19 protein-coding genes are annotated in these 21352 nt (G+C 67.0%); 3 read left to right on the plus strand and 16 right to left on the minus strand.

The window, feature by feature from the left end; genetic code table 11:
* Positions 1 to 63: 63 nt before the first annotated feature.
* From AC5RW2_RS28795 to truB, 7 genes are all read right to left on the minus strand, one after another.
* A complete protein-coding gene (locus tag AC5RW2_RS28795; protein ID WP_493964045.1) occupies positions 64 to 1437 on the minus strand; it encodes a M16 family metallopeptidase in 1374 nt (457 codons plus the stop codon).
* Between the two features lie 2 nt (positions 1438 to 1439).
* Positions 1440 to 3680 (minus strand): polyribonucleotide nucleotidyltransferase, encoded by a 2241-nt coding sequence (locus tag AC5RW2_RS28800; protein ID WP_493952498.1) that lies wholly within the window; start codon positions 3678 to 3680, stop codon positions 1440 to 1442.
* A gap of 310 nt (positions 3681 to 3990) precedes the next feature.
* Positions 3991 to 4260 carry a 30S ribosomal protein S15 gene (gene rpsO, locus AC5RW2_RS28805; RefSeq protein ID WP_136784120.1) on the minus strand — a complete coding sequence of 90 codons (270 nt, stop codon included), beginning with the start codon at positions 4258 to 4260 and terminating at the stop codon, positions 3991 to 3993.
* Positions 4261 to 4422: 162 nt separating this feature from the next.
* Complete coding sequence (locus AC5RW2_RS28810) at positions 4423 to 5424, minus strand: bifunctional riboflavin kinase/FAD synthetase (protein WP_493952389.1); 1002 nt, start codon at positions 5422 to 5424, stop codon at positions 4423 to 4425.
* A 29-nt stretch (positions 5425 to 5453) separates the two neighbouring features.
* Entirely contained in the window at positions 5454 to 5927 is a 474-nt protein-coding gene (locus AC5RW2_RS28815; RefSeq protein WP_493964044.1) for a hypothetical protein, read from the minus strand.
* A complete protein-coding gene (locus tag AC5RW2_RS28820; RefSeq protein ID WP_493952499.1) occupies positions 5924 to 6295 on the minus strand; it encodes a hypothetical protein in 372 nt (123 codons plus the stop codon). The genes AC5RW2_RS28815 and AC5RW2_RS28820 overlap by 4 nt, the downstream gene beginning before the upstream one ends.
* A complete protein-coding gene (truB, locus tag AC5RW2_RS28825) occupies positions 6295 to 7203 on the minus strand; it encodes a tRNA pseudouridine(55) synthase TruB (protein WP_493964043.1) in 909 nt (302 codons plus the stop codon). The genes AC5RW2_RS28820 and truB overlap by 1 nt, the downstream gene beginning before the upstream one ends.
* Before the next feature lie 218 nt (positions 7204 to 7421).
* On the opposite strand from truB, the gene AC5RW2_RS28830 reads away from it, so the two are divergent.
* Positions 7422 to 8543 carry a ScyD/ScyE family protein gene (locus tag AC5RW2_RS28830; RefSeq protein WP_493964042.1) on the plus strand — a complete coding sequence of 374 codons (1122 nt, stop codon included), beginning with the start codon at positions 7422 to 7424 and terminating at the stop codon, positions 8541 to 8543.
* 81 nt (positions 8544 to 8624) lie between these two features.
* Here the strand turns inward: AC5RW2_RS28830 and rbfA are convergent, their stop codons facing one another.
* From rbfA to rimP, 5 genes are all read right to left on the minus strand, one after another.
* Positions 8625 to 9086, minus strand: a complete 462-nt coding sequence (gene rbfA, locus AC5RW2_RS28835; RefSeq protein ID WP_493952393.1) for a 30S ribosome-binding factor RbfA — start codon at positions 9084 to 9086, stop codon at positions 8625 to 8627.
* 83 nt (positions 9087 to 9169) lie between these two features.
* Complete coding sequence (gene infB / locus AC5RW2_RS28840) at positions 9170 to 12025, minus strand: translation initiation factor IF-2 (protein WP_493964041.1); 2856 nt, start codon at positions 12023 to 12025, stop codon at positions 9170 to 9172.
* 162 nt (positions 12026 to 12187) lie between these two features.
* Entirely contained in the window at positions 12188 to 12544 is a 357-nt protein-coding gene (locus AC5RW2_RS28845) for a YlxR family protein (protein ID WP_493952395.1), read from the minus strand.
* 76 nt (positions 12545 to 12620) lie between these two features.
* The gene (gene nusA / locus AC5RW2_RS28850) at positions 12621 to 13604 is read right to left on the minus strand and encodes a transcription termination factor NusA (protein WP_493952396.1); all 984 of its coding nucleotides are present in this window, start codon (positions 13602 to 13604) and stop codon (positions 12621 to 12623) included.
* Position 13605: 1 nt separating this feature from the next.
* Positions 13606 to 14220: a ribosome maturation factor RimP gene (gene rimP, locus AC5RW2_RS28855; protein WP_494074804.1), complete on the minus strand. Its 615-nt coding sequence runs from the start codon at positions 14218 to 14220 to the stop codon at positions 13606 to 13608.
* A gap of 127 nt (positions 14221 to 14347) precedes the next feature.
* Between rimP and AC5RW2_RS28860 the strand changes: the two genes are divergently transcribed.
* Together AC5RW2_RS28860 and AC5RW2_RS28865 are read left to right on the plus strand one after the other, a co-directional pair.
* The gene (locus tag AC5RW2_RS28860; RefSeq protein ID WP_493964039.1) at positions 14348 to 15397 is read left to right on the plus strand and encodes a DUF4439 domain-containing protein; all 1050 of its coding nucleotides are present in this window, start codon (positions 14348 to 14350) and stop codon (positions 15395 to 15397) included.
* Positions 15394 to 16371, plus strand: coding sequence for an aminoglycoside phosphotransferase family protein (locus tag AC5RW2_RS28865; RefSeq protein WP_493964038.1), 978 nt, complete (start codon positions 15394 to 15396; stop codon positions 16369 to 16371). Before AC5RW2_RS28860 ends, AC5RW2_RS28865 begins: the two co-directional genes overlap by 4 nt.
* A gap of 69 nt (positions 16372 to 16440) precedes the next feature.
* Here the strand turns inward: AC5RW2_RS28865 and AC5RW2_RS28870 are convergent, their stop codons facing one another.
* The 4 genes from AC5RW2_RS28870 to ispG all read right to left on the minus strand — a co-directional run bounded on the left by AC5RW2_RS28870 (position 16441) and on the right by ispG (position 21274).
* Positions 16441 to 17241 carry a sulfite exporter TauE/SafE family protein gene (locus AC5RW2_RS28870; RefSeq protein ID WP_493964037.1) on the minus strand — a complete coding sequence of 267 codons (801 nt, stop codon included), beginning with the start codon at positions 17239 to 17241 and terminating at the stop codon, positions 16441 to 16443.
* Complete coding sequence (locus AC5RW2_RS28875; protein WP_493964036.1) at positions 17238 to 19037, minus strand: proline--tRNA ligase; 1800 nt, start codon at positions 19035 to 19037, stop codon at positions 17238 to 17240. The genes AC5RW2_RS28870 and AC5RW2_RS28875 overlap by 4 nt, the downstream gene beginning before the upstream one ends.
* Positions 19038 to 19230: 193 nt before the next feature.
* On the minus strand, positions 19231 to 20145 hold the full coding sequence (locus AC5RW2_RS28880; RefSeq protein ID WP_494074805.1) for a GNAT family N-acetyltransferase: 915 nt from the start codon (positions 20143 to 20145) through the stop codon (positions 19231 to 19233).
* Positions 20108 to 21274, minus strand: a complete 1167-nt coding sequence (gene ispG / locus AC5RW2_RS28885) for a flavodoxin-dependent (E)-4-hydroxy-3-methylbut-2-enyl-diphosphate synthase (protein ID WP_493939802.1) — start codon at positions 21272 to 21274, stop codon at positions 20108 to 20110. The genes AC5RW2_RS28880 and ispG overlap by 38 nt, the downstream gene beginning before the upstream one ends.
* Positions 21275 to 21352: the final 78 nt, after the last annotated feature.

The following is a 21352-nucleotide window of genomic DNA, read 5'->3' on the forward strand; positions in this document are numbered from 1 at the left end:
CGGGCTAAGCAGCAGCGCCCGGGCTAACCGCAGGTGCCGGGGCCGCGGCCCGGCCGGCCGGGCCTATCTGCCGAAGTCTGCCGCCGAATCGAACGGACCGACGACGGTAATGACGCGGGGTGCCGCTGCCAATTCGACGGCGAGCTCCCGGACCTGCTCGACGGTGACCGCCTTGATCCGGGCCAGCGACTCGTCAATGTCCAGGAACTCCCCGGTCACCAGTTCGGCACGGCCCAACCGGGACATCCTGGAGCCGCTGTCTTCCAGCGCCATCACAATGCCTCCGGATAGCTGGCCGACGGCACGGCGCAGTTCGTCCGCGCTGATGCCGTCAGCCGCAAGCCGGTCCAGTTCGGAACCGAGCAGGTCGATGACCTGGCCGGTTTTCGCCGGTGAACATCCGGCATACATGCCGAAGTAGCCGGCGTCGGCGTAGGCGCCGGAGAAGGAATAGGTGGCGTAGGCCAGACCGCGTTTTTCCCGGATTTCCTGGAACAGCCGGGAGGACATGCCGCCGCCCAGCACCGCGTTCAGCACGCTCATGACGAAGCGGCGTTCATCGGTGGCGTTGATGGACGGGCAGCCCATCACGATGTTCGCCTGTTCCACCGGACGGCGGTGCACATAGGTACCGGCGGCCGGGGTGACCGCCGCTGCGGCCGTCTCCCGCCGGGGCGCCGGCACTGCGCCGTCCTCAAGGTGCCAGCCGGCAGTTTCCAACGCGGCGAGCACCTGGGTGCACACCGTGTCGTGGTCCAGCCCGCCGGCGGCGGTCACCACCAGCTCGTCGGGCCGGTAGTAGCGTTGGTAATGGGACCAGACTGAGTCGCGGGCCACGGCCTTGATCGCCTCGGGGGTGCCGCCGATCGGCCGGCCCAGCGAATGATCGCCGAGCACTGCCTCAACGAACTTTTCGTGGCTCACATCCGCGGGATCGTCATTGTCCATGGCGATCTCTTCGAGGATGACTCCGCGTTCCTGCTCGAGTTCCTGCGGGTCCAGCACCGCGGAAGTGATCATGTCGGCGATCACGTCAATGGCCATCGGCAGGTCGGAATCGAGGACCCGGGCGTAATAGCAGGTGCTTTCCTTGGCCGTGGCTGCATTCGATTCGCCCCCGACCTCGTCGAAAGCGGATGCGATGTCCAGTGCGGTGCGGCGTTTGGTGCCCTTGAAAAGCAGGTGTTCCAGGAAGTGGGTCGAGCCGTGCTGGCCCGCGGCTTCATCCCGCGAGCCAACACCGACCCAGAAACCAATCGTCGCCGACCGCTGGCCGGGCATTGCTTCGGTCAGGACCCGCACTCCCCCGGGCAGCACCGAGCGGCGCACGATGGCGCCGCCCGGTTCGCCGTGGATCAGCGTCGGGTCGGACCCGCCGAGCTCGGTCGCATCGGCATGCTGCATGCTGCCGGTCAGCGGCAGGGCGACAACGGCCATTCTTACTCGGCCGCGGCCTCTTCGGCTACTGCTTCGTCAGCTGCAGCCTCCTCGGCGACCACCGGAGCGAGCGACAGCTTGCCGCGATCGTCGATCTTGGTGATCTCGACCTGGACCTTCTGGCCCACCGAGACCACGTCGTCGACGTTGTCCACGCGCTTCCCGCCGGCCAGCTTGCGCAGCTCGGAGATGTGCAGCAGCCCGTCCTTGCCCGGGGTCAGCGACACGAAGGCACCGAAGGTGGTGGTCTTCACGACCGTACCCAGGTACCGCTCGCCCACCTCGGGGATCTGCGGGTTGGCGATCGCGTTGACCGCCGCACGGGCGGCTTCGGCGGCCGTACCGTCGGTAGCGCCGATCAGCACCGTGCCGTCATCTTCGATGGAGATGTCCGCGCCGGTGTCCTCCTGGATCTGGTTGATCATCTTGCCCTTGGGGCCGATGACCTCGCCGATCTTGTCCACGGGGATCTTGACCGAGATGATCCGCGGGGCGAACTCGCTCATTTCGTCCGGCTGGTCGATCGCGGCATTGATCACGCCGAGGATGTGCAGCCGGGCCTCGCGGGCCTGCTTCAGCGCGGCGGCCAGCACGGAAGCCGGGATACCGTCGAGCTTGGTGTCCAGCTGGATGGCCGTGACGAACTCCGAGGTACCGGCGACCTTGAAGTCCATGTCGCCGAACGCGTCCTCTGCGCCCAGGATGTCGGTCAGCGCCGCGTAGCGCGTCTCGCCGTCCACCTGGTCGGAGACCAGGCCCATGGCGATACCCGCCACCGGGGCCTTCAGCGGCACACCGGCGTTGAGCATGGACAGCGTCGAGGCGCAGACCGAGCCCATCGAGGTGGAGCCGTTGGAGCTGAGCGCCTCCGAGACCTGGCGGATGGCGTACGGGAACTCTTCACGCGACGGCAGCACCGGCACGAGTGCCCGCTCGGCCAGCGCGCCGTGGCCGATTTCGCGGCGCTTGGGCGAGCCCACCCGGCCGGTCTCACCGGTGGAGTACGGCGGGAAGTTGTAGTTGTGCATGTAACGCTTGCGCGTCACCGGCGACAGCGAATCGATCTGCTGTTCCATCTTCAGCATGTTCAGCGTGGTGACACCCAGGATCTGGGTCTCGCCGCGCTCGAAGATGGCCGAACCGTGGACGCGGGGCAGGACTTCCACTTCAGCGGTGAGCTTGCGGATGTCGCTGAGGCCGCGGCCGTCGATGCGGACCTGCTCGGTGAGGATGCGCTGGCGCACTACCTTCTTGGTCACCGAGTTAAAGGCTGCGGAGATTTCCTTCTCCCGGCCGGCGAATTCGGCGGTTTCGGTGCCGGCGAGCTGCGCCACGACCTCGGCCTTGAAGGCGTCGGCGGCGTCGTTGCGCTCCTGCTTGTCGGCGATCGAGAAGATCTCGGTCAGCTTGGCAGCGGCGGCGGTTTCGACGGCGGCGAAGGCATCGTCCTCGTAGTCCCGGAAGATCGGGAACTCGACGGTCGGCTTGGCGGCGCGAGCAGCCAGATCGGCCTGCGCGTCGCAGAGCGCGCGGATGAACGGCTTGGCCGCTTCCAGGCCCTCGGCCACAACCTCTTCGGTGGGGGCGGTGGCGCCCTCCTCCTTGATCAGGTTCCAGGCATTGTCGGTCGCCTCGGCCTCGACCATCATGATCGCCACGTCGTCTCCGGCAATGCGGCCGGCCACCACCATGCTGAACACGGCACGTTCCAGCTCGGAGTGCTTCGGGAAGGCCACCCACTGGCCGTCCACCAAGGCCACGCGGACGCCGCCGATCGGACCGGAGAACGGCAGGCCGGACAACTGGGTGGACATGGACGAGGCGTTGATGGCCACGACGTCGTACAGCACATCCGGGTTGATCGCCAGCACGGTGACCACGATCTGGACCTCGTTGCGCAGCCCCTTGACGAAGGCCGGACGCAGCGGACGGTCCATCAGGCGGCAGGCCAGGATCGCTTCCGTGGACGGACGGCCTTCGCGGCGGAAGAACGAGCCCGGGATGCGGCCGGCGGCGTACATGCGCTCTTCCACATCGACGGTCAGCGGGAAGAAGTCGAAGCCTTCGCGCGGAGACTTGCCCGCCGTGGTGGCGGAGAGCAGGGCGGTGTCTTCGTCGATGTAGACCATCGCCGAACCGGCCGCCTGCTGGGCCACGCGGCCGGTTTCAAACCGGATGACGCGCTGGCCGAAGCGGCCGTTATCAATGACTGCTTCTGAGAACTGAATTTCGGGACCCTCCAAGAGAGTCACCTCCGTTTCTTCGAGTGTGCGGAGGCTGCCGGTATCTGCCCAGACCAGCAGGCCGCTTGACGGCCAGCCTGCCTGTACGCCACCCGGTCTTCGATCGAGACCTACGGGCTGCCCGAGGGGCGTCCCGGAAGCCACTACCGAGGACCGCGAATGCCGCGATACCGGAAGTCTCCAGTTGATGTAGTTATCGCCCAGCGGTTTCCCGCTGGCCGTCTCCCGCCGCGCCCGAATGGACGAGGTAGGAAAAAAGCGGCTCTTCTGTCCCTGTTGCGATGAACGGAAGAGCCGCCTCCTTCACTGACTAGCGGCGCAGGCCGAGGCGCTCGATGAGCGAACGGTAGCGCGTGATGTCGGTTTCACGCAGGTAGGTGAGCATACGACGGCGACGGCCGACCAGGGCCATCAGGCCGCGGCGGGTGTGGTGGTCGTGCTTGTGCATCTTCAGGTGTTCGGTCAGGTCGGAGATGCGACGGGACAGAACAGCGATCTGTACCTCGGGTGAACCCGTGTCGCCCTCGTGCGTGGCGTATTCCTTGATGATTTCCTGCTTCAGCGCGGCGTCTAATGCCACAATAACTCCTAGAAGTTGTGCCGTGAGGCCCGAGTCAGCACTTCGCTGCCGGGGGCTCCGTACCTTGCGCCGGCAGCCAGAGACTGTCGGATGCCGCGCACAGAGGGATACAGCCGCCACGGACCGCAGCCGAATCCACCGGCAAGTTTACCTGTTGCGGACTCAGTCTGTCGAAAGCAGGCTGCGGGTGCGCGCTACGTCGTCGTGCATTTGGGCGATCAACGCCTCAGGGCCGGTGTAGGCCACCATGCCGCGCAGCCGCTGCACGAATTCGACCACTACCTGCTGGCCGTAGAGATTGAAGTCGTCGGTGCTCTCCTGCGGCCGGTCGATGACATGCGCCTCGACCCGTCGGCTGGCGCCCTCGAAGGTGGGGTTCGAGCCGACCGAGATGGCGGCGGGCCATCTGGTACCGCGCTGGTCCACCAGCCAGCCGGCGTACACGCCGTCGGCCGGGATCAGCCCGGATGAATGCTTGGAGAGATTCGCGGTGGGGAAGCCGAGTTCGCGGCCGCGGGCGTCGCCGTGCACCACTTCGCCGCGCATCCGGTGGGTCCGTCCGAGCACTTCCGCCGCCATCGCCACATCACCGGCTGCCAGTGCCTCACGCACCCAGGACGACGAGCAACGACGGCTGCCGTCCGCGCCGCCGTCCGCATCGGCTTCGTATTCTTCGACGACCTCGACTGCGAAGCCGAACTGGCGCCCGAGTTCCTGCATCGTGGTCACATCGCCGGCGTTGTCCTTGCCGAAGCGCGTATCGTGTCCGATCACGACGGCCGTTGCGCCCAGCGTTTCCACGAAGACGTTGCGGACGAACTGCTCGGGTGTTTCGCCGGCTAGCTCCAGCGTGTAGGTCATCATCAGGAGGCCATCCAGTCCGCTGGCTGCCAACGCCTCGACCCGGTCTTCCAGTCCCATGATCAGCTGCGGGGCTGCGTCCGGCCGGTGCACTTGGGAGGGATGCGGATCAAAGGAAATGGCCACGGCGTGCGCCTCACGGGCGGCAGCCGTCTCCACCAGCCGGCGCAGCACCTGCTGGTGGCCGCGGTGCACGCCGTCGAAGTTGCCCAGTGTCACCACTGATGGACCAAAGCCACGGGGTACGTCGGCCAGGTCTTTCCAGTAGTGCACAGTGAACTCCTCGTCGGTTGGGCCTTGCATAGTTGCGGCCCCGCCCCGGGCCCCTTCCATTATGGACGATCTTCCGACGGCGTCTGCCCGGCGCCCGGCCGGTGCCGCCACAGCCACCAGAGACCGACCACCGGAAGCACCAACGGAACGTAACCGTAGCCTTGGCCGAAGCCTGACCACACGGTGTCCTGCGGCAGCAGTTCCGGATCCAGCAGGCTGAGGAGCCCGACGGCGACGACCCCCAGCAGTTCGATGCCCACGGCGGCCACGGACAACCAGTAAGAACGGAGGCCGGACTTGGCCAGCGTGATGGTCGCCAGGACATAGACGACGGCGGCGAAGGCGGAGAGCAGGTAGGCCACCGGTGCTTCGTCGAACTTGGTGGCGATCTGGTAGCCCGCCCGGGCAGTAGCGGACAACGCAAAGACTCCGTAGACCGCCACTAACAGGCGGCCGAACCCGGTGGCCCGGCGTGCTACCTCGTTCGTGTCCTGGGCCCCCCGGGCTGGCTGCTGTTCCCTATCGGTTTTCATACGACGATTGGTCCGTCCCAAATCTGTTCCATCCTTACCAGCATCACGAAGACAGTCACGGCGGCGGCGCCGAGTACCAGATTGCTCCACCGGCTGCGGTCCGTGATGGACCACCAAAAGGCCGCCACTGGCACCAGCAGCGCGGTGATCAGATAACCCCAGAATTCCCAGGTCTCCCCGGCAACGGGCTCACCGGTCAACTGCCGGATGATACCGGCCACGGCATAGACCAGCAGAAACAGCTCCACGGCTGCCAGCGAGAGAATCGTAATATCGTTCGGCCCGTGCTTCAGAACGGCCGCAACCACGCAGATGATGGCAGCCAGCAGCGTGACCACCGCGCCGGCGATGAAGAATCCATCGATCATCACTTGTTTGCCGCCTCGTTTCCCGGTGCGAACACCAGCAGCGGCTTGGCTTGCGCATCGGTGTCTTCCAGCAGCGCCACCAGTGACCCGTCCGGGGCGAACGCCGCGGTGGCACCCGCTTCTCCCCCAGCCGGAATCCGCCGACCGTGGGAGACATTGTCGGCTTCCGCAGCGCTGAGTTCACGGGCAGGGAATAACACTCTGGCTGCTTCGTCCAGAGCCGTTAGCTGAAGGTCTTCCGCCAGTTGTTCCAGCGTCGATGAGTCTTCAATCCGGAATGGCCCCACCCGCGTCCGGCGCAGGGCGGTCAAATGCCCGCCGACGCCCAGTCGCTGCCCTAGATCGCGTGCCAGGGCACGGATGTAGGTCCCCGACGAACATTCAACGGTCACATCCACGTCCTGCACCTTTCCGCCGCGCTCGCGCCGGATGCCGTGGATGTCGAACCGGTGGATGGTGACCGGCCGGGCCGGCAGCGACACGTCCTGGCCGGAACGGACGCGGGCATAGGACCGCTGGCCGTTGACCTTGATGGCCGAGACACTGCTGGGTACCTGCTGGATCTCTCCGGTCAGTGCAGCGACGCCCTCACGGATCTGTTGTTCGGTCACGGCCGCGGCGATCGTTTCCGCCGTCACGTCGCCCTCGGCGTCGTCGGTCACCGTCGACTGGCCCAAGCGGATGGTCGCCTCATAGGTCTTGGTGGCACCGACGATGTAGGTCAGCAGCCGGGTTGCTTTGTTGACGCCAATGACCAGGACGCCGGTGGCCATCGGGTCCAGAGTGCCGGCATGGCCAACTTTCCGTGTTCCGGCCAGCCGGCGCATGCGTCCAACCACGTCATGGCTGGTCCACCCCTGCGGCTTGTCGACGAGGATGAGTCCAGAGCGGAGCAGGCCAGAAGTCACGCCTTTCAGTATATGGCGTCCCGGATGCGGGTCTGCTCTCGGGCTTAAAGCATGAATCGTTGACAGCCCCTGTGGGCCCCACTAGCTTGAGCTCACTGCGTGCCGCTCTCGGGCCCGAGGGGAATGTCAAAGGGCCTACGGCACGGTCGCCTTTTTCGGCATCACTTGCGCTATACCTCCAGTCATTTCATCGGCCTGCGAGACATCTGAGGTGCTCCGTGAAGATCCCAAAACTCTATCTTGCCCTGCCCTTGGTGCTTGGCTTGTCGCTCAGCACCGGTTTGCCGCCGGCGTCATCAGCCGACCGCAACAGTAATAGACCACCGGCAGCCACCACGCTGTCCGACGGTCTGCTTTCCCCGCTGAGCCTTGCTGCCGGCCGGCATGGGCTCTTTGTCACCCAGAATTTCGCCGGCATCCTGCACAAGGTTCAGTCCCACGGCAGCCCCAAGGTGCTGCACAGTTCCGGCGGACCCGAGGTCGGGTCCGTCTCGCTCTACCGGGACACCGTCTACTTTTCCGAAGCCGCCGGCGGCATGGACGGGGCGCCGAACGAGCAGTGGGTCAAGTCGCTGGGCAACCACCGCAAGGCCGCTCCGCAGAAGATCGCGGATGTTGCCGCCTATGAGGCCAAACGGAATCCGGACGGCCGTGTCACTTACGGATTCCGCAATGTGCGGGACCAACGGTGCCTGGACCAGATTCCCGCGGGGATCCTGGCCAAATACAAAGGGCAGGTTGACTCCCATGCCTACGCAACCGCCGCCGACAAGCACAGCATCTACGTTGCCGACGCCGGTGCCAATACCATCCTGAAGGTGGACAAGCGCAGCAGGCGGGTCAGCACCGTGGCAGTGCTGCCGGCGGTAGCCGTTCGGGTCAGCGCGGTGCTGGCGGCGGGCATGGGCCTGCCGGACTGTGTGGTGGGCGAGAAGTACTATCTGGAGCCGGTGCCCACGGATGTGGAGTTTGGCAAGCACGGCTGGCTGTACGTCACGGCATTGCCGGGCGGTCCGGAAGACGGGAGCCTTGGCGCGCTGGGGCGGGTGTTTAAGGTCCACTCGAAAACCGGCAAAGCGGTGCAGCTGGCCAGCGGCTTCTCCGGTGCCACGAACCTGGCCGTGAGTTCACGCGGCGACATCTACGTCGCCGAGATGTTTGGCAACAAGATCTCGGTGGTGAAGAAGGGGCACCACAAGGCGCGGACGTTCCTTGAGACGACTGCCCCAGCTGCCGTGGAGATTCACGACAACCGGCTCTACGCCTCGACGCATGCCCTGCCTGACTTCGCCGGGGGAACACCGCCGGCAGGCAAGGTCATCCAGATCAGGCTGCGCTGACGCTGGAGAAAACCGGGACAACCAACGACGGTGGGCCACCCGCGCTCTGCAGGTGGCCCACCGTCGTCGTGCGGTGGATGGTTACTCCGGGCGCGGCCCGCTGACGGATTCGTCGCCATCCTCGTCACCGGGCTTGCGGTACGGATCTTCTCCGCCGGCGAAGGCGGCCCCTTCGGCCATGGCTGCCACCTCGGCATCCCTGGCCTTCGCGGTCCGCAACAGTTCCTCCAGGTGGCTGGCGTTCACCGGGATCTCGTCCGGGACGAATTCCAGCGTGGGCGTCAGCCGCGCAGTGATGTTCCGGCCTACTTCCGCCCGCAGGACGCCCTTGGCGGATTCAAGTGCCTTACGGGTGCCGTCCTGCTCTTCGTCGTTGCCGAAGACCGTGTAGTAAACGGTGGCGTGCTGCAGGTCGTTGGTCACCCGGGCGTCGGTGATGGTCACAAACCCGAGGCGTGGATCCTTGACCCGGCGCTCGAGCGCCTGGGCCACCACGACCTTGATCCGGTCGGCCATCTTGGCGGCGCGTGCTGGGTCTGCCATGACCCCTCCTCAATTCTCGTGATGATGGCGGCACAACGGGCGCCCGGTGGCGATGCCACCAGACGCCCGCTGCAAGCCGACTGCTAGACGCGCGGCTTTTCGCGCATTTCGAAGGTCTCGATGATGTCGCCTTCCTTGAGGTCGTTGAACGACCCAAGTCCGATACCACATTCGAATCCTTCGCGGACCTCGGTCGCGTCGTCCTTGAACCGCTTGAGCGAATCGACGGTGAGGTTGTCACCGATGACCTTGCCATCGCGGGTGACTCGCGCCTTGGAATTACGGCGGATGGTGCCCGAGCGGACGATGGAGCCAGCGATATTTCCGTACTTGGACGAACGGAAGATCTCGCGGATCTCGGCGGTGCCGAGCTGCGCCTCTTCGTACTCCGGCTTCAGCATGCCCTTGAGCGCCAGCTCAATGTCATCGATGGCCGAGTAGATGACCGAGTAGAAGCGCATGTCCACGCCTTCGCGCTCGGCCAGTTCCGCCACCCGCTCGGCAGGCTTGACGTTGAAGCCGATGATGATGGCGTTGTCCACAGTGGCCAGGTTGACGTCGTTCTGCGTGATCGCGCCGACGCCGCGGTGGATAACCCGCAGCTGGACGTCCTCGCCCACATCGATCTTGAGCAGCGAGTCTTCCAGGGCCTCCACGGCACCGGACACGTCGCCCTTGAGGATGAGGTTGAGCGTGTCGACCTTGCCCTCCGCCACAGCCTTGTCGAAGTCCTCCAGGCTGATGCGCTTGCGGCGCTTGGCCAGCGCGGCGTTGCGGTCCGCAGCCTCGCGCTTCTCGGCGATCTGGCGGGCGGTGCGCTCGTCGTCGGTCACCAAGAAGGTGTCGCCGGCGCGCGGCACCGTGGACAGGCCCAGCACCTGGACCGGACGCGACGGTTCGGCCTCGGTGACCGAGGCGCCGTCCTCGTCGAACATGGCGCGCACGCGGCCGTGGGCGCTGCCGGCAACGATCGCGTCGCCCACCCGCAGTGTTCCGGACTGGACCAGCACGGTTGCCACCGCGCCGCGGCCCTTGTCCAGGTTCGCCTCGATCGCGATGCCGCGGGCGTCCTTGTTCGGGTTGGCCCGCAGGTCCAGGGCGGCATCCGCGGTCAGCAGCACGGCGGAGAGCAGGTCGTCGATGTGCAGGCTCTCGCGGGCCGACACGTCAACGAACATAGTGTCGCCACCGTATTCCTCCGGAACCAGGCCGTACTCGGTCAGCTGGCCACGGATCTTCTCCGGGTTGGCGCCGTCCTTGTCGATCTTGTTCACCGCGACGACGATCGGCACGCCGGCCGCCTGCGCGTGGTTCAGGGCTTCCACGGTCTGCGGCATGACGCCGTCGTCCGCGGCCACCACCAGGATGGCGATGTCGGTGACCTTCGCGCCGCGGGCACGCATGGCGGTGAACGCCTCGTGGCCCGGGGTGTCAATGAAGGTGATCTTGCGATCACGGTCATCGTGCTGGAAGTCGATCTGGTAGGCACCGATGTGCTGGGTGATGCCGCCGTGCTCGCCTTCGCCCACCTGGGTGTTGCGGATGGCGTCCAGCAGGCGGGTCTTACCGTGGTCGACGTGGCCCATGACCGTGACAACGGCCGGGCGCTTCTCCAGGTCGTCTTCGCCCTCGGCCTCAAGCTCTGCGTCGAGGTCGATATCGAACGAGTCAAGCAGCTCGCGCTCTTCGTCCTCCGGGGAGACAACCTGGATCTTGTAGCCCAGTTCAACGCCCAGCAGTTCGAAGGTGTCTTCGTCCAGGGACTGCGTGGCCGTGGCCATCTCGCCAAGGTGGAACAGTACGGTGACCAGCGCGGCCGGGTTCGCCTCGATCTTGTCGGCGAAATCGGTGATGGAGGAGCCGCGGCGCAGCCGGACAACGGTGTTGCCGTCGCCGCGGGGTACCGAGACACCGCCCAGCGACGGAGCACTCATCTGCTCCAGTTCCTGGCGCTTGGCGCGCTTCGACTTGCGCTGCTTGCCGCGACCGGCGCCTCCCTTGCCGAAGGCACCCTGGGTACCGCCGCGACCGCGGCCTCCCTTACCGAAGCCACCGCCGGCCGGCGGTCCGCCGGCACCGGGACGGCCAGGGGCGCTGCCCGGGGCTCCCGGACGGCCGGGAGCACCACCGCGGCCGGCCGGGGCCGGGCGCTCGGTGCGGTTGGGCATCATGCCGGGAGTCGGACGGGCTCCACCGGGTCCGCCACCGGGACGCGGAGCACCCGGGCGGGGTGCGCCCGGACGCGGTGCACCCGGACGGGGTGCGGCGGCGCCGGGACGGGGTGCCGCCGGACGCGGACCACCCTGGCCGGCAGCAGGACGCGGGCCACCCGGACGCGGCATGCCCTGCGAGGTTGCAAACGGGTTGTTGCCCGGACGCGGTGCACGCTCGGCATCGCGGTCGCCGCCACGGCCGCGGGGCATGCCCTGCGACGTGGCGAACGGGTTGTTGCCCGGACGCGGTCCACCGGGGCGCGGAGCACCCGGACGTGCAGCGGCGGGGCCGCCGGGACGCGGAGCTGCAGAGGCGGGCTTGGTGGCCGCAGCCTCAGCCCGAGCCTCAGCCGGAGCCGGCGCCTGGGCCGCTTCGGCAGCAGGAGCTGCCGGTGCCGGCTTGGCCGGTGCTGGCGCCGGAGCCGGTGCGGGCGTTGCCGGAGCGGGAGCCGGTGAAGGCGCTGCCGGAGCCGGTGCTGCCGCCGGGGTTTCCGGAGCGGCCTTCGCAGCGGGCTTGGCGCCGGGCTTGGGTGCTGTCTTGGGGGCCGCCAGCTCACTCTTCGGAGCGGCAGCGGGGAAGGCGTCGCGAAGCTTCTTCACGACGGGGGCCTCAATGGTGGATGAGGCGGAACGGACGAATTCGCCCAGTTCCTGCAGTTTCGACACTGCGTCTTTCGAGGTAATACCGAGCTCTTTTGCCAGCTCGTGTACGCGGACCTTGGCCACATTTCTCCTGTCTCGGTCCGCACGAGGCAGGGCTGCCGGGCACGAACCGTCTATTTCTTGCTGCGGCTTTCAGCAGAATCGGCTGAAATACCGCGGGCGGAGCACAATGAAGTACTCATCACTTGGCACTCATCGGGTTTCCATCAGTTTTCTGACCCGCTTTCAGGTTGGACGGTTGGGGTGACGAGGGCCGGCCGTGATGGCGGCCTCGTCGTGAGCACGGAGCTGGTCTACAACGGCAGTGCTGTCGACCTTGGCCCGGAAGGCCCTGCCGAAGGCGTGCCGCTTGACTGCCAGCTCCACACATTCCGGTTCGCGGTGCATCCAGGCACCGCGTCCGGGCCTGCGGCGGACAGGATCGACGACCACGGTAGCAACGCCACCGATTTCCTCGACTGCCAGCCGCAGCAGAACGGCCTGGTCTTCCCGGCGCCGGCAGCCTATGCAGGTCCGCTGTGGCGGCGCGCCCTCGTGGGCGTGCACCTGCAGGGGTTTGTGACTGTCGGGAAACCCGGCCATGGATATTCTACCGCTTCCAGTGCCCGGCCAACGAACCGGGCGAGTTTCAGGCGTGTGGCCTGGTTGGTCTTCGCTTCTACCGCCGCTGTTCGGCGGTGGCAGCGTCCGACACGATATCGATCCGCCAACCCGTCAGTTTAGCGGCAAGCCGGGCGTTCTGCCCTTCCTTGCCGATGGCCAGTGAGAGTTGGTAATCGGGCACCACGACACGTGCGGAACGGCTCTCGGCATCCGTAATGGTCACCGAGCTGACCCGCGAGGGCGACAGCGCGCTGGCGATGAACGTCGCGGGATCCTCGCTGAAGTCGACGATGTCGATCTTCTCGTCGTGCAGCTCGGTCATCACGGCCCGCACGCGGGAACCCATTTCGCCGATGCAGGCGCCCTTGGCATTCAGCCCGGGCACATTGGCCTTGACCGCGATCTTGGTCCGGTGTCCGGCCTCGCGGGCGAGGGCAACAATCTCCACGCTCTTGTCCGCGATCTCGGGTACTTCAAGTTCGAAGAGCTTGCGGACCAACCCGGGATGCGAACGGGACAGCGTGATCGACGGACCCTTCATGCCGCGGTGGACGTCCACCACGTAGGCACGCAGGCGGGTGCCGTGCAGGTAGCTCTCCCCCGGCACCTGTTCGGGCGGCGGCAGCAGTGCTTCCACGGTGCCCAGATCCACCTGGACCATATGCGGGTTGTGGCCCTGCTGGATCAAGCCGGAGACCAGTTCGCCCTCCTTGCCGCGGAAAGCGCCCAGGACGTTGTCGTCCTCGGCGTCGCGCAGGCGCTGCAGGATGATCTGGCGTGCCGTGCTCGCGGCGATCCGGCCGAAGCCGCTGGGCGTGTCGTCGAACTCGCCGACCACGGTGCCGTCGTCGTCAAGCTCTGCGGCCCAGATGGTGACGTGGCCGCTCTTGCGGTCCAGCTCGGCGCGGGCCGGCTCGATCGAGCCCGGGGACTTGTGGTAGGCCACCAGCAGCGCCTGCTCGATCGTCGGGATCAGCAGGTCCAGCGGAATTTCGCGTTCGCGCTCAAGCAGCCGCAGGGCGCTCATATCGATATCCATCTCAGGCCTCCTCCTCATTCGCCGGCTCGCCGTTGGCCTCGGCAGCCAAGTCTTCGTCCAACCGTGCAAACTCCACTTCCACCTTGCCGGAGCGGATGTTCGCAAATTTCACCTGGACCGGTTCGCCGGGGCGGGGCTTCATGCCCTTTTTCGGTGCTTCTTCCGGCCGCACCGTCACGCCGTCGGTGCCAACTTCCAAGACGCGGCCGGTGATGTCGTCGCCGGCCACCAGCTTGACCTTGACCAGTCTGCCCACGTTGCGGCGCCAATGGCGCGGCTGCGTCAGCGGCCGGCTGAGGCCCGGCGAAGAGACCTCCAGGCTGTACGGCCGGCCGTCGTCCTGCGGGTCCTCGTCCAAAGTCTTGGAGAGAGTCTGCGAAACCTCGGCGATGGCGTCCAGCCCCACGCCGCCGGTCTGGTCCTCAGGCAGGTCAACGATGACGTGGAGGGTGCGGAGGGCCCCGGCAACCCGGATCTCCACGTCCTCAAGGAACAGCCCGTGGGATGCCACGGCTTGTTCCAGCAGCTCTTTCAGGCGTGCGGCCTCCGCGAACGTGTCGGTACCGAATTTCCCTCCGGTAGTGGGCACGCCGCCTTGATTGCGCCGCTGGGCCATGCTGTCTCCCTGTCCTGGTGAGTCTGACTTCTAGACTAGCGACTTTACCGTGACTGGTGGCCTCCCGCCGCCAGCAGCTGCCCCCGGCCGTGCAGCCGAAGCCAAACCCGTGACATCATCGACAGTTGTGGGATCTACTTCAAGGCGCCGGGACAGCGGACCAACCACGCCATCCCGGGCCTGGCGCCGGCTGCCGCTGTTGCTGCTCACCGCGGCGATCGTGGTCAGCACCGGGACCGTGGTGGCGAGCATCACCGCTTCCGCCCCACCGCCGAGCAGCATGGAGCAGGCGCGCCTGGACGCTTTGGCAGGGCTTGAGGGCCTGGCGGTTGCCTTTGAGGAGCACGACGACGACGGCTCCCGCACGGCTGGCCTGCTCCGGAGCCAGGCGGACCTGCTGACGTTGACCACGTCCTGGCCTTCGGGCTCCCCGGCAGCCGCTGGGACCAGCGCAGTTCCTTCCGCGGCGGACTCCGGCGCACTTTCGGCGGCGCAACAGCCCGGAGCCGAGGACCTGGCCGAACTGGCCGGCGGCCTGCTCGCGGACGCCCGGACGGCCGATCCGGGACTCGCCCGGCTGCTCGCGTCGATCGGTTCTGCCCTCTACGCCCAGGCGCAGACGCTGCCCGGCGGAACCGACGTGGCTCAGCCCTGGGAGGATCCGGAAATACCGCTGGAACCGGCCGGTTGTCCTGCGGCGAACCCTGAGGATGACGGAAGCGGGTCGGCAACGCCCGCTCCGCCGACGGCGGCGGAGGCCATCGCCGTCGTCGTACTCAGCCAGGAACGCTTGGCCTACGCCTACGAAACGGTGCTGCCGCGCCTCGCCGGCGCGGAGCGCGGGGCCGCCGCCGCACGGCTGGCCGCGCATGCCGACTCTGCGGCGCACTGGCGGTCGCTGGCGGCGGCCGAGTGCCTTGACCTGCCGTTGCCCGAACCGGTCTACGTCCTGGGTGACGAGTTCGCCGGCGACCCGCTTCCGGCACTTCAGGACGCGGAAGGCGCTGCGCTCGCCCCGCTGGCCGATCTGGTCGCTCTCAGTGACGGGACAATCCGGGAACACGCGGTGGCCGGGCTCGCCGAGACGACCTCCGAACTCGCAGCCTCAGCCGGAGTGGTGCTGCCGGCGCCGGGCCTGGACGACGAGTTACTGGCTGCTCCTTCCACCGCCCCGTGAACGCCGACGTTGACCTGCCCCCGGGACTGCGCCGCAGCGCAGCCGGTTCCGCTGCCGGCCGGGAGTGGCTGCGGGGCTTCAACAGCCTCTATGCCCAGACCATGCTGGACTGGAACCTGCGGGTTGTGCCCGGCGGGCCGTGGTTCGGCCAGACTGCGGCCGTCTTCCCCGTGCTGGCGTCCGATGGTTCGCCTGCAGTGCTGAAGCTGACATTCCCGCATCCAGAGGCCGACGGCGAAGCCCAGGCCCTCAAACTCTGGGACGGCCGCGGAGCCGTCCGGCTGCTGGACGAACGCGGCCCCTTCGTGCTGTTGCTGGAACGCCTGGACGCGGCCCGCCCGCTCTCCGCAGTTGCACTGGACGAGACCACCGGCATCTGGGGCGGACTGGTCCGACAGTTGCAGCGGCCCCAGGTGCCGAGCCCGGCCGGCAGTTTCGACCAGGTGTCGGCCCTGGCGGAAGAATGGACGGACACCCTCCCGGCCCGCTGGCTTGAACTGGGCAAGCCGTTCCCGGCCTGGTTGCTGGAGTGTGCCTTGGAAGTCTGCCAAGTCCGTGGCAGCGTTGGCCGGCGCGAGGACCGCGACGTGCTCCTGCACAGCGACCTGCACTATGGGAACATCCTAGCCCGGCTTGACACCCCGGACTGCTTTGCCGCCATTGACCCCAAGCCACTGATCGGCGACGCCGAATTCGCCGTCGCGCCGATGCTCTGGAACCGGATCGCAGATTTGGCTGCCGCCGACGCCGGGCGGCATCTCAACGCCCGGTGCCTGGACCTGGCCGAGGCGGCCGGACTAAACCCGGACACCGCCCGGGAATGGGCCGTGGCGCGCGAAGTGGATAACGCGCTGGATTACCTGCTGCACCGCGCGACCGGCGGCGCCGAGCGCTCGCTCTGGGTCGCATCCACGCTGGCCGGCAGGACGCTGCCGGATCTTCCGGCGGCGCACGCCTTGGCGGCACCTGCCTGAGCGGCTGAGCGGTCGTCCCGGCGCGGCCCGGCTGCCGTGGCCCGGCCGGCGCGGCCCGGCTGGCGCTGCTCAACGGCCGAGCACGTTCTCCTGCAGCACGTCATAGCCAAGCTTGAGGATCAACGCGGCCACGACGAACAAAAAAACCATCCTGATGAACTTGCTGCCCTGCGAGACGGCCATCCGGGCGCCGACGTAGCCGCCGGCCATGTTCACCAGGCCCAAGACCAGCCCGAGCCCCCACAGCAGCGCGCCGCTGGGCAGGAAAAAGGCCAGGGCGCCGAGGTTGGTCGCCATGTTGACGATCTTGGCCTTGGCACTGGAGGCCAGGAAGTTGTAGCCAAGCACCGCCACCATCGCGATGATCAGGAACGAGCCGGTGCCGGGCCCGATCAGTCCGTCATAGAAACCGATGACCAGGCCGATCCCCGCCGCGGCGCCCAGGTGCCGGACGCCCTTGTACCGCAGCTGCGTCAAGGTCCCGGCCGTCGGCCGCAGCGCGGTAAACACTGCCACCGCAATCAGCGCCACCACGATGATTGGCTTGAAGACCTCGGCCGGCAGGACGGTGGCCACGATGGCGCCGCCGAAACTGCCCGCCAGCGCGATGCCGGCCATCGGCAGGGCCGTTTTCAGGTCGGGATGCGCCCTGCGGTAGTACGTCACCGCGCTGGTGGTGGTGCCGAAAATGGACCCCATTTTGTTGGTGGCCAGCGCCTGGACGGGGCTGATCCCGGGGACCAGCAGCAGGACCGGCAGCTGGATCAGGCCGCCGCCTCCCACCACGGCGTCCACCCAGCCCGCAGCAAAGCCAGCCACCACCACGAGGGCGAGGGTGGCAAGCTGCAGTTCTTCGAGTCCTGAAATCACTTCCCGGCGAGGGCGGCCAAGTGCGCAGCCGCCATGCCCACCGGAACGTTTTCGGCCTGGCCGGTGGCCCGGTCCTTGACTTCGACCACGCCGTCAGCCAAGCCCCGGCCAACCACCACGATGGTGGGCACGCCGATCAGTTCGGCATCCGAGAACTTCACGCCCGGGGACACCTTGGGCCGGTCGTCGTAGATGACCTCGACGCCGGCGCTGGACAGCTCCTCGGCCAGCTTGTTGGCCGCCTCGAAAATGTCTTCACCCTTGCCGGTGGCGACAATATGCACGTGGGCCGGGGCCACGTTGCGGGGCCAGACCAAGCCCTTGTCGTCGTGGTTCGCCTCGGCCAGGGCCGCCACCGCGCGGGTGACACCGACGCCGTAGGAACCCATCGTGACAGTGGCGAGTTTGCCGTTGCGGTCCAGCACCTGCAGCCCCAGCGCTTCGGCGTACTTGCGGCCGAGCTGGAAGATGTGGCCCATTTCGATACCGCGGGCCGCCTCCAGCGGACCGGAACCGTCGGGGGCCGGATCGCCTTCACGGACTTCGACGGACTCGATGATGCCGTCCCAACCGAAATCGCGGCCGGCAACCAGCCCGAACACGTGCTTGCCGTCCTGGTTCGCGCCGGTGATCCAGCGTGAGCCCGTTACCACCCGGGGATCCACCAGATACAGCAGCCCGGTGGCTGACTCCGTTCCCAGCACCGCGGCGTCCAGGCTGTTGCCCGGACCGATGTAGCCCCTGACCAAGCCGGGGTGCTGCTTCAGGTCGTCCTCCGAGGCAGCCTCGACCTCGACTTCGCCACCCATCGGCAGGAAGGCGCCGATGTTCGCCTCGACGCGCTTCAGATCGACGGCACGGTCGCCGGGCACCCCGATCACCACGATGGTCCGCTCGCCGGTGGGCAGTTTGACCACCAGGACGACGTTCTTCAACGTATCGGCGGCGGTCCACTCCCCGTCCGCGCGGGGGGCCAACTGGTTGGCCGAGGCCACCAGGGTCTCGATGGTCGGCGTGTCCGGAGTGTCCTTGACCTCGGCAGCCGGTGCATCGGCGTAGTCGATCGGCTCCGGCGCTACGGTGGCGACGGCCTCTACGTTCGCTGCGTAACCGCCGGGGGAACGGACGAACGTGTCCTCGCCGACCTCGGTGGGATGCAGGAACTCCTCGCTCTTGGACCCGCCCATGGCGCCGGACGTTGCCTTGACCGTCACGACTTCCAGGCCCAGGCGCTCGAAGATTTTGAGGTAGGCGCGGCGGTGCGCGTCGTAGCTGGCGTCCAGGCCCTCGTCGTCAATGTCGAAGGAATAGGAGTCCTTCATGATGAATTCACGGCCGCGCAGCAGTCCGGCGCGCGGGCGGGCCTCGTCCCGGTACTTGTTCTGGATTTGGTACAGCGTGACGGGCAGGTCCTTGTACGAGGAGTACAAGTCCTTGACCAACAGGGTGAACATTTCCTCGTGCGTGGGGGCCAGCAGGTAGTCGGCGCCCTTGCGGTCCTGCAGCCGGAACAGCCCCTCGCCGTATTCGGTCCAGCGGTTGGTCGCCTCGTAGGGTTCGCGCGGCAGCAACGCCGGGAAGTGCACCTCTTGGGCGCCGATGGCGTTCATTTCCTCGCGGACGACGGCCTCCACCTTGGCCAGCACTTTCAACCCCAGCGGCAGCCAGGAATAGATGCCGGGGGCAGCACGGCGGATGTAGCCGGCGCGCACCAGCAGCTTGTGGCTGGCCACCTCGGCATCGACCGGGTCATCGCGCAGGGTGCGCAGGAACAAGCTGGACAGGCGAAGAACCACTGCAAGTATCCATTTCTCAAGGCTTGGGCCAGCACCGGCCCGCGAAAACAACTGCCTTCTAATCTACTGGTTCCGCGGACCTGCTTTCGACAACTGCCGGTCAATGGTGGCGTTGGCCATGGTCGGCTGCATGATCGCGCGGCACGTCCTCGAAGTGGAGCCGATAGGACCTGTTGGCCCGGCTGGAACGGGTCTAGAACAACACGGTGGCGAACGTGCCGACCTGCCGGAAACCGACCGAGGCATAGGCAGCCATCGCCCGGTGGTTGTAGTCGTTGACGTACAGGCTGGCGACCGGGGCATGTTTCCGCGACAGCTCCACGACGGCGGCCATGCACCCGGCGGCCAGGCCCTGGCCGCGGTAGGCGGGGTTCACCCAGACGCCTTGAATCTGCACGGCAGCGGCGCTGACGTTGCCCAGTTCTGCCTTGAAGACCACCTGCCCTTGGCTGTCCCGCCGGACCAGCGAGTGGCCCTTCCGGATCAGGGTGGCAACGCGCTGGCGGTAGTGCTGGCCGCCTCCGGTCAGCGGCGAGTATCCGACCTCTTCCTCGAACATCGCCACGCAGGCGGGCACCAGCACGTCGAAATCGTCCTCAGTGGAATACCGCACCTGCGGATCGGCCGCCACGGCCGGGGTTCCCCGCAGCTCCAGCAACGGCTGGTTGGGCCGGACGTCGAAGGCCCGCGGATGCGCGTGCCGGAACGACGACCAGATGCCCAGCACGCCGTCTGCCGGACCGAAGATCGAGGACATGCGGCGGTTGCCGGCGGCCAGGTGGGCGCCCAGCCGCGCGCCTTGTTCGGCGTCCAGCCCGACCGGGACCACGTTCACCCCGGCCCAACAGGCTCCGGTGAGGGCGCCGTCGTCGTACATGCCCAAAATCTGGGCGCCGGACGGGGTGGGGCCGGCGGTACCGGCGGACTCCAGGTGGGCAGCAAGAAAAACGTTGGCTACCGGATCAGCGTTTACCAGTTCCCAGAGCGCCTCGGTGTCCGCATCTTCCAGCGGCCGGATCCCGGCATACGGATCGGCGGGTACGGCACCGGCCGTACCCGCTGCCTCTCGGCTAGCTGACGTTAACCACGGGGCTACCCTTGACAGCATTCTCGCCATCGGAGTCACCCATTTCCTCGGCAATCCTCATTGCTTCTTCAATGAGTGTCTCAACAATCTGGTCTTCCGGAACAGTCTTAATGACCTGGCCCTTCACGAAAATCTGGCCTTTCCCGTTTCCGGAAGCTACGCCCAGGTCGGCTTCGCGGGCTTCACCCGGTCCGTTGACCACGCAACCCATCACGGCCACCCGCAACGGCACTTCCATACCCTCGAGGCCGGCAGTGACTTCGTCGGCCAGCTTGTACACGTCCACCTGTGCGCGGCCGCAGGACGGGCAGGAAACAATTTCGAGTTTGCGCTCGCGCAGGTTCAGTGACTGCAGGATCTGCAAACCCACCTTGATCTCTTCCACCGGCGGGGCGGACAGCGATACCCGGATGGTGTCGCCGATGCCCTGCGAGAGCAGCGCGCCGAAGGCGGTGGCGGACTTGATGGTTCCCTGGAACGCGGGGCCAGCCTCGGTGACGCCGAGGTGCAGCGGCCAGTCGCCGCGTTCGGCCAGCAGTTCGTAGGCGCGGACCATGACCACGGGGTCATTGTGCTTGACCGAGATCTTGAAATCGTGGAAGTCGTGTTCTTCGAACAGCGAGGCTTCCCAGACGGCGGATTCGACCAGGGCCTCCGGGGTGGCCTTGCCGTACTTCTCCATCAGCCGCGGGTCCAGTGAGCCGGCGTTGACGCCGATCCGGATCGAGGTGCCGGCGGCCTTGGCTGCGGCGGCGATTTCCTTGACCTGGTCATCGAACTTGCGGATGTTGCCCGGGTTCACCCGGACCGCGGCGCAGCCTGCGTCGATGGCGGCAAAGACGTACTTGGGCTGGAAGTGGATGTCCGCGATCACCGGGATCTGGGACTTCTTCGCGATGATCGGCAGGGCTTCGGCGTCATCGGCGCTCGGGCAGGCCACCCGGACGATGTCGCAGCCGGACGCCGTCAGTTCGGCGATCTGCTGCAACGTGGCATTGATGTCCGTCGTCGGCGTGGTGGTCATCGACTGCACGCTGATCGGCGAGTCCGAGCCAACCCCGACCGAACCGACCTTGATCTGCCGGGTCTTCCGGCGCGGCGCCAGGACAGGCGGTGGTGAAGCTGGCATTCCAAGATTGACCGAGGTCAAAACGTCCTCCATGTGCCGGTCGGCAGTTGCTGAACAGATTTCATTATCCCCCTGCCGGCACGGCCATGGCACATGCTG

It is taken from the genome of Arthrobacter sp. B0316-1-20 (assembly GCF_059091865.1).